At 53.1% G+C, this 1,834-nt stretch carries 1 protein-coding gene; it reads right to left on the bottom strand.

Translation table 11 applies throughout. The annotated features are described in order from the left end of the window. Nucleotides 1–145 precede the first annotated feature (145 nt). Nucleotides 146–1,657 (bottom strand): transposase, encoded by a 1,512-nt coding sequence (locus PVA01S_RS26280; protein WP_127610827.1) that lies wholly within the window; start codon nucleotides 1,655–1,657, stop codon nucleotides 146–148. Nucleotides 1,658–1,834: the final 177 nt, after the last annotated feature.

The following is a 1,834-nucleotide window of genomic DNA, read 5'->3' as shown; positions in this document are numbered from 1 at the left end:
ATAGAAGCTCGGATTAAATTGGGGGATTCGAGTCCGAACGAGGGGGATGAGCGCAAAAAATGAACGATTTCCAGAAAGTGAAAGTGGTTTTCATGAATGCGCATGCCAAAGAAGCCCAAGGATCTCCATTTTTTGAAACTGGGGCTTAAGCGGCAACCGATTCGTAAAGCCATTGCTGAATGGCAGGCAACTGTTTTTGTTTCTTTGCTTGTTCGAGCCAAGCGTCAGCGTGCTGACACATGGCGATCAGATAGACTCGAAGGTTCCAGTGACGTGAACTGCGACCGTGCGAAGTTTCTAATTTGTAATCCACCTTTTGGCGCTTGATGCAGCGCTCGACACTGGTTCGCAGCGCGTAACGTTTTCTCCATTCCTTGCTGTCGCGGCGGATGCGCGGAAATAGGCGCGGGTTATCCGTCGTGGATGTGTAAAACGTTCTTCCATAATCGGAAGTCGAGCAGGGTGTGGGACATTCCCACTTTCCGACTTTGGCGGGACAGCGCCATTTGATGCGCGGTCGCCCGGAGTCCCTGCCCCAGCAGACCATCTTGCGTCCGATAGGGCAAACGGGAACGCCATCGGTAGTGAGCTTCATTTCGTTATATACCAACTGCCCGGAGCGTCTGAGATTCAGGTCGATGATGGCGGAAACATCATCATGCTCCAGCATGGTATAGATCGGGAGGGCGTCGTGGGCGGAATCCAAGATCGCCTCTCCCACCTTCCAATCCGCGTACCAGTAGCGAAGTTCGCGGTAACCGCAAATCCACGATACGGCATCGTGTTGGCTGGCGCGAAACAATCGCGGATACACGGGTAGATCGTAGCTGCTATCCGCAGCGGTAAACATGTAGAGCGTGCGTCCGTAATAATACTTTTCACGGTAGCTGTCCCAGCCCCAGTCAGCATCGGGATCTGAAAATTTCCGTTTGCAGGTACATTTCCAGTTCCCCGACTTGCGGCAATCACAAAGGAATTTGCCAAAAGAACGCGCTCCGGTTTCAACCGGGGATCCGTCGCCGATGACACGAAAAGCGTTCGTATCGCCAAGCAATCCTTTGGCCGCAGAAGGCAGGACAAACAGCGTTTGAAACAACTGCTGCAGCAGGTCGTGCTCCTTGGGAGCGTAATGGATCTTGTCCTCGCGCAGGATGCGGGAGACGAGTTTTTCCGTAGTCTTGGGATTTTTGGGCGCTTGTTTTTCGTTCTTTTTGCCTTTCTTTCGCGGCTTCTTCAAGCGGCGTTTGACACGCCCGGTTTTATGTGGAGTGGATGCCCGCCAAAGTCGGTGGAAAAAGTCGTAGAATGTCCCGACACCCGGCGATTCACCAGGGTTGAAGCCGCTGAGAATCGCATAAACCGGCGTCGTGCGAATGGCGACGACTCCCTTGTCAACGCTCAGCTCGAGCTTGGTCATCAGGAGCAAGCAGCGGAGCATGTCGGCGGGATCGTGAGGCTTGCGGCCTCTTGGCTTGGAGGAGTAAGTTGGTCGCAACAAGGAAGCGGCGGCGGACAGATCGATCGCCGTGATCCAGAAGATCAGGTCGCTGTAGTAGCGCTGCAAAAACAGCAGGGCTTCCGGTGAGTTGTACTCCTTTCGTAACAGTTCGCTGACAAAGGCGAGGTAGTCCTGATGAGAACGGGAAACATGCATCATTACAATCACCCAATTTTCTAAGAGATAGGCAAGGAAAATACCTTCTCGGCGATTATTGGGGCGATTTCAAAATGTCAAGAGGAAAGTTTGTTCGCACCCGCTATTTGGGGGTGAAACGAATAAAGGCCCTGGCCGTCAGGCCAGAGCTGATGCGGAACGATGAATTCCGAGAGACTT

The sequence above is a fragment of the Paenibacillus validus NBRC 15382 genome, assembly GCF_004000985.1.
GTDB lineage: Bacteria > Bacillota > Bacilli > Paenibacillales > NBRC-103111 > Paenibacillus_G > Paenibacillus_G validus.
This window is presented reverse-complemented; position numbering and strand designations above follow the sequence as displayed.

Coding starts and splice junctions, on each gene's coding strand:
- PVA01S_RS26280 (WP_127610827.1), bottom strand. CDS start 1,657: ATGATGCATGTTTCCCGTTCTCATCAGGACTACCTCGCCTTTGTCAGC.